At 47.4% G+C, this 5,502-nt stretch carries 5 protein-coding genes; all 5 read right to left on the bottom strand.

Annotation, left to right across the window (positions count from 1 at the left end):
• Positions 1 to 257 precede the first annotated feature (257 nt).
• The 5 genes from J4G07_00480 to J4G07_00460 all read right to left on the bottom strand — a co-directional run bounded on the left by J4G07_00480 (position 258) and on the right by J4G07_00460 (position 5,273).
• Positions 258 to 1,385, bottom strand: a complete 1,128-nt coding sequence (locus tag J4G07_00480) for a class I SAM-dependent methyltransferase (protein MCE2412454.1) — start codon at positions 1,383 to 1,385, stop codon at positions 258 to 260.
• A gap of 29 nt (positions 1,386 to 1,414) precedes the next feature.
• The gene (locus J4G07_00475) at positions 1,415 to 2,494 is read right to left on the bottom strand and encodes a Gfo/Idh/MocA family oxidoreductase (protein MCE2412453.1); all 1,080 of its coding nucleotides are present in this window, start codon (positions 2,492 to 2,494) and stop codon (positions 1,415 to 1,417) included.
• A gap of 181 nt (positions 2,495 to 2,675) precedes the next feature.
• Positions 2,676 to 3,353: a LamG domain-containing protein gene (locus J4G07_00470; protein MCE2412452.1), complete on the bottom strand. Its 678-nt coding sequence runs from the start codon at positions 3,351 to 3,353 to the stop codon at positions 2,676 to 2,678.
• A gap of 142 nt (positions 3,354 to 3,495) precedes the next feature.
• A complete protein-coding gene (locus tag J4G07_00465; protein MCE2412451.1) occupies positions 3,496 to 4,302 on the bottom strand; it encodes a LamG domain-containing protein in 807 nt (268 codons plus the stop codon).
• 137 nt (positions 4,303 to 4,439) lie between these two features.
• Complete coding sequence (locus tag J4G07_00460) at positions 4,440 to 5,273, bottom strand: LamG domain-containing protein (GenBank protein MCE2412450.1); 834 nt, start codon at positions 5,271 to 5,273, stop codon at positions 4,440 to 4,442.
• Positions 5,274 to 5,502: the final 229 nt, after the last annotated feature.

Genomic DNA, 5,502 nt, shown 5'->3' with positions numbered 1-5,502 from the left:
CCCCGTAGGGGCGGCATTTGTAAAGACGCAGCACCCAAATACCGTCAACAATCGCTAAATTGACGCTTATGGTGCGGTTAGGAAACCGCACCTACCGGACCCCTTTCATAGCAAACCGAAAAATCAATAAGTGTTGTAAAAGACGATAAACTCTGACGGGGATTGGATTTTAGGGGGTGTCCGTCAAAGATTGCTATGAAACTGCTATGAAAACTGCTATGAAAATTTCGCGACGGTCAATATGAATTATAAAACGATTACGTTCTACCTAACACGGACACCCGAATCTGTTCCCATTTCCGTTTTGACCGATGTGTCGCAACCCGCCTCTTAAAGAGCATCTCCTCTTTAAATCCAGCGTCAGCAATGATCGTTTCCAAATTCGCAATCGCCTTCGGTCCTGAGGCATTAGCATATCCCAACAAAACAGTGCCATCGGGTTTCAGAAAATTTGAGACCTGTGCAAAGAAACGTTTTACCGTTTCCTGTTTCTCATCGTGGATCGCGAGTTCCGCTCGGTTACGCACACGGGCAACAACCCAGGGCGCGTTGAAAATAATCACATCGAATTGATGCAAATCAAATGGCTCGAACAGATCCCCAGCAGGCATCACGTGAACAGTGTCTGAATCCGGTAGAAGGCTTTGAAGATTGAGTTTCGTTGTCGCGACGGCTTCAGATAGCAGATCGGAAGCATAGAGTTCAATTTGCTCGCCCAATTCCTGCCGTGCCAACAAAGTCAAGCATCCACTTCCGCACCCGATGTCAGCAACGATAGCGGGGCTGGATTGACGGACATATTGAAGTGCTTCTTGAAAACACTCAATTGTCTCTTGGGAGCGCGGGGCAAGGACGTTTTCAGAAGCGACGAGAGAAGCGTTAAGGGCACGGATGGGGTAGGTGTCCGCGAATGCCTGTTGAATTTGTTGAATCTTTGTGAGAGATAGGAGAAACGGTTTTCCTTCATTTGCTTCCGCGGGTTCGCCAGCGAGTTCCAATAGATAGGGTAGAACAGGCGCGTTTTCAGCCTGTATAATCCCGTCTGCATCTGCCCAACACATCAAGCGCGCTAAAACTTCTCTTAAAGCATTGCTCACAGATTTCCCGCGCGAATCTCTCCGATCCCGTGTTCTGGCATCCCGCTGCGGTTGTTGGACCAAATCCTGTTTATGGCGTTGGATGTAATCCATCAGTGCCGTAATCTGTTCCCATTTCCCCTCCACAATCGCAACACCGCCGTGACGGATGTGTGTGAAGACCCGATTGAGGTGTCCTAATTCTTGATGCGCGAACAGTTTGGCGCGTGCCCGCGCGAAAACCGCATCCCGGCATTCAGCAGGGACATAGAGTTCACCAATGTTGCTAACGGAATAGAAGGAAGTCATTTTTTCGGAGATCAACAAGCGTTATGCGGTTAAGAAATCGGGACAATCTCACCGGTTTTGACTGATTCTGCTTCTTTATAGCAGAGCAGCAGCGCGTCCCGCGCGCCGACACCCGACAGTGCGGTCGGCTCCTCTTCCCAGTCAATCGCGTCAACGGCGTATTGAAGTTCACCGGTAAAGGCATCAATCGGGTCTACCTCTCCTAAATCGACCTGTTCAACTTCACCTTCATCGTTCAGGAGCGTCAGTGGCACTGCTGTAGAGGCTTCACCTGCTAATGTTGAAAAATCATAAAGGAGTGTCGCTTTTTCGAGGTAGATTTCAAACCCGTGCGAGAAAGCGCGCCCGCGTTGGGATACGGCTCCGGAAGAGCAACTGACAGAGAGTTCCCTATCATTATAGATGTATTGGGTCGTCAGGTAATCGACATAGGTGCCGCCAGCGAGTTTGCCTTGTGAAAAGACAGCGTCAGGGACACCACAGAGCAGCTGAATGAAATGCGTGTCGTGGATGTGCAGATCGATGCCGGGACCCCCACTCTTTTCGAGGGAGGCAACATCTCGTGACCAACTCGGTTTGGAAATAATTCGCTTGAAATGCGCACCGAGGAGTTCACCATATTTTCCTTCTTCTACCACCCGTTTCGCATAAGCGTATTCAGCAAAGAAAGGCAGTACATGTGCGACCATCAGGAAACACGGGCTTTCATGAGCCGCCTTCCGTTCTGCACCGATCTTCTCTGCAAGTTCAACGAGTTCATTAGCATCGTCAATAGAGATAGAAATCGGTTTTTCGACGAGCGTATGTTTTCTCGCTTCAAGGGATGCCATACTCACAGGTTTATGTAAATGCGTCGGCAGACAAATATCTACCAGTTCAACTTCTTCATCAGCGAGGAGTTCGTCAACCTCGCTATATTTTCGGACGTTTGAGAGATCTTCCATGCCACCTCGGGGTCCGAAATTCCCTTGAATGCCCGTCCAATCGCCAGCGAGTTTCTTTGGATCTCGTGTGCAGATGGCAACGACTTCGGCACCGGTAATGCGCTGAATGGCGTAGTAATGAATCATGCCCATAAATCCGATACCAACGATTCCGATTTTTGTCATTTTCTCAGTTTCCCCTATTTTATACAAGACGGCACAGGTATCGTTCCCTTTTTAGGGTGATGCCTGTGCCGTTGCGTTTTCCTGTGAGACCGTGTTTAGTATGTGCCGGTTCTTGACTTAATGCTGCCCCATGTCGTTGTTGCTTTATCGCGCGGCGAAACTGCGAGGAAGCCTTCGTTCATTATCTCATTGATTTCGTCCTCGCTGAGTGCACGCCGCCAGACTGCTGCCTCGTCAATAGAACCGTTTTCAAAGGTATAATTCGGACGGTCTTTAGAGCATCCGATCCGCAAATCCTGATCGTTGGTGCCTTTGAAATCAAACCATCAACGTAGACTTTCATGGTTGTCCCGTCATAAGTTCCAACGACGTGATACCATGTCTTCTCATCCAACCCATGCGGTTGACTCAGGGTCGGTCTACTGTTGCCGGTTCCCAAGAACATGTTAAAATTCGCACCGCCGTTGAAAGCACCAATGCCGTAGGAAGAATGCTCACCGCCGTTATGGCAGTTTTTGTCGAACCACTGCGCATCCGTTCCCCAAGAGTCCTGATTGATCCAAGCCGCCATCGTGATTTCACCGGTAATTTTCAGGTCATCGGAGGCTGGCACATTCACACAATCCGCGCCTATGCCTGTAATGCGAATCGCGTCCCCATATTTGCCTTTTACAATATCGGTGTTGGCGATGATATCGGCATCCAGTCCGTTACCGGAATCGTCTACAATTGTTTTGCCGTTGACATTGTCAAAAGTGAAATAAAGGACGAGTCCTTCGGCGAGATCTGCCGTAGCGTATCCTACCGCGATAAACATCAGTGCGCTGAATAGCACAGCATAACCACATAGCTTTTTCATCCTGTTTCTCCTCCTGTGGAGTCCGTTTACATCAAGGCTATAAATCTACTTGTCAGAAGTAATTAGAGTATATCACGGGACTCGGAAGAGTGCAATATATTTTTGTTTGGCGATGCAGATTAATTCTGTATTTACGCTATGCTTAAAATGCTTTCCGCTTAATATTGCCCCATGTTGTAGCGACCTTACCCTGTGGCGAAACCGAGAGCAAGGAACTTCGCATCGCGGTTTTGATTTCATTATCGCTGAGTGCACGAGACCATATCGCAACTTCGTCGATGGAACCCCCTTCAAACGCGTACTGTGGTCTATGCTTCGCACAGCCAATCCGCAAATCCTCGTCGTTTATACCCTTAAAGTTAAACTGAAAGTCGGGCGGGAGATGTCCAGGTGGGTTGAGGATTTCTCCGTCGAGATAAAATTTTACACTTGCACTGTCGCTGGTTGCTACAATATGATGCCATGTTTTATTCTTCATGCTATTCTGAATGATGAAACGCACTTGGTGTTCGCCGCCTAAGACAACCCCGATTCCCGAACTATGAGCGTCCACTTTACTGAAGACCACCATACCGTATGAACTGACTCTGCTATAACAGCCTTTATCAAACCATTGGGAAGAACTCCCCGCCCAATCTTCGTGATACACCCATGCCATCATCGTGATCTCTCCACTGATTTCTAAGGCATCTGCGGACGGAATATTCACACAATCTTCAGTCTCCTTAGTAATGCGGATTGCCTTCCCGTATTTGCCCTTGACAAATTCAGTATTTTTGATAACCTTGGCATCCAGACCGTTCCCGGATTCATCAAGGATCCGCTTGCCCTTGACGTTATCGAACGTGAAGTGAACGATAAGGTCATCCGCAAGATCTGCTGTAGCATATCCTACCATTATAAACATCAATGTGCTGAGTGTCATGGCGTAACCAAGCGTCCTTTTCATTCTATATCTCCTTTTGTGAAACCTTCTTACATCAAAGATATAAATTTGTTTGTTCGGAAGCGATTAGAGTATATTACGCAACTCGGAAGAATGCAATACATTTTTGTTTGGAGGTGCAGATTAATTCTGTGTTCCTGCTACGGCTGAAATGCTTTCCGCTTAATATTGCCCCATGTCGTAGTGCCCTTATCTTTCGGCGAAACCGAGAGCAAGGGACCTCGCATCGCAGTTTTAACCTCATCCTCGCTAAGGGCACGACTCCATATCGCAACTTCGTCGATAGAACCGCCTTCAAACGCGTAGTGTGGTTTATTCTTCACACAGCCAATCCGTAAATCATCTTCATTTATGCCCTTGAAGTTAAGGTCATCAAATTTGCCTGCAGGTTGGAGTATAATTTCTCCGTCAAGATAGATTGTCGCACCTCTACGCTCACCGACACCCACAATGTGATGCCACTTTTTATCTCTCATTGTCCTATCAACCATCTGAATTTGCTGGACTGCACCCGTTCCTAATACAATTCCAATACCGGAGCCATCCTTGAACCATCCACCGCCACCAAGATCCTTCTCATCAAAGACTGCCATACCGTATACACTATGGCGGTCTTCGCCATGACTCCCTTTATCAAGCCACTGCGAAGAATGTCCTGTCCAATTCTCGTGATACACCCATGCCATCATCGTGATCTCCTCACTGATTTCTAAGGCATCCGAGGATGGAATATTAACGCAATCTTCAGTTTCACCAGTGATATGAATTGCTTTCCCATATTTGCCCTTGACAAATTGAGTTTTTTTGACAACTTCGGCATCCAGACCGTTGCCAGATTCATCCACAATCGTCTTCCCTTTGACAGTATCGAACGTAAAGTGAACGACAAGATCGTCAGTGAGATCCGCTGTCGCATATCCTGCTGTCACAAGCATCAGAACGATACATAAAGGGTAGTAAAATAGACGACCCATTTTTGCTCTCCTATTAGATTGTCCAAACAAAGCGTCTCAACGGATTAACTGTAGTAGATTTTAGAATTAATGAGACTCCCCAAAGAGGCGAGGATACTAGTGCTGTGTCACTCCTAAAATGATGGATGTGGGCAGCCACAAGGGACTGCCTCTACAGGGAAAATCCCTTCAACCCAACTGACAATACTATCAAACTCAACTTGACACAGCACTAGTAGTCTGTCACATC

The sequence above is a fragment of the Candidatus Poribacteria bacterium genome, assembly GCA_021295715.1.
Lineage (GTDB): Bacteria > Poribacteria > WGA-4E > WGA-4E > WGA-3G > WGA-3G.
Note: the sequence above shows the minus strand (reverse complement) of the source record. Positions and strands in the feature narration are given on the sequence as shown.

Bases quoted from the DNA above. Each gene is read 5' to 3' on its own strand.
- J4G07_00460 (MCE2412450.1), bottom strand. From the start codon at position 5,273: ATGGGTCGTCTATTTTACTACCCTTTATGTATCGTTCTGATGCTTGTG.
- J4G07_00475 (MCE2412453.1), bottom strand. From the start codon at position 2,494: ATGACAAAAATCGGAATCGTTGGTATCGGATTTATGGGCATGATTCAT.
- J4G07_00465 (MCE2412451.1), bottom strand. From the start codon at position 4,302: ATGAAAAGGACGCTTGGTTACGCCATGACACTCAGCACATTGATGTTT.
- J4G07_00470 (MCE2412452.1), bottom strand. From the start codon at position 3,353: ATGAAAAAGCTATGTGGTTATGCTGTGCTATTCAGCGCACTGATGTTT.
- J4G07_00480 (MCE2412454.1), bottom strand. From the start codon at position 1,385: ATGACTTCCTTCTATTCCGTTAGCAACATTGGTGAACTCTATGTCCCT.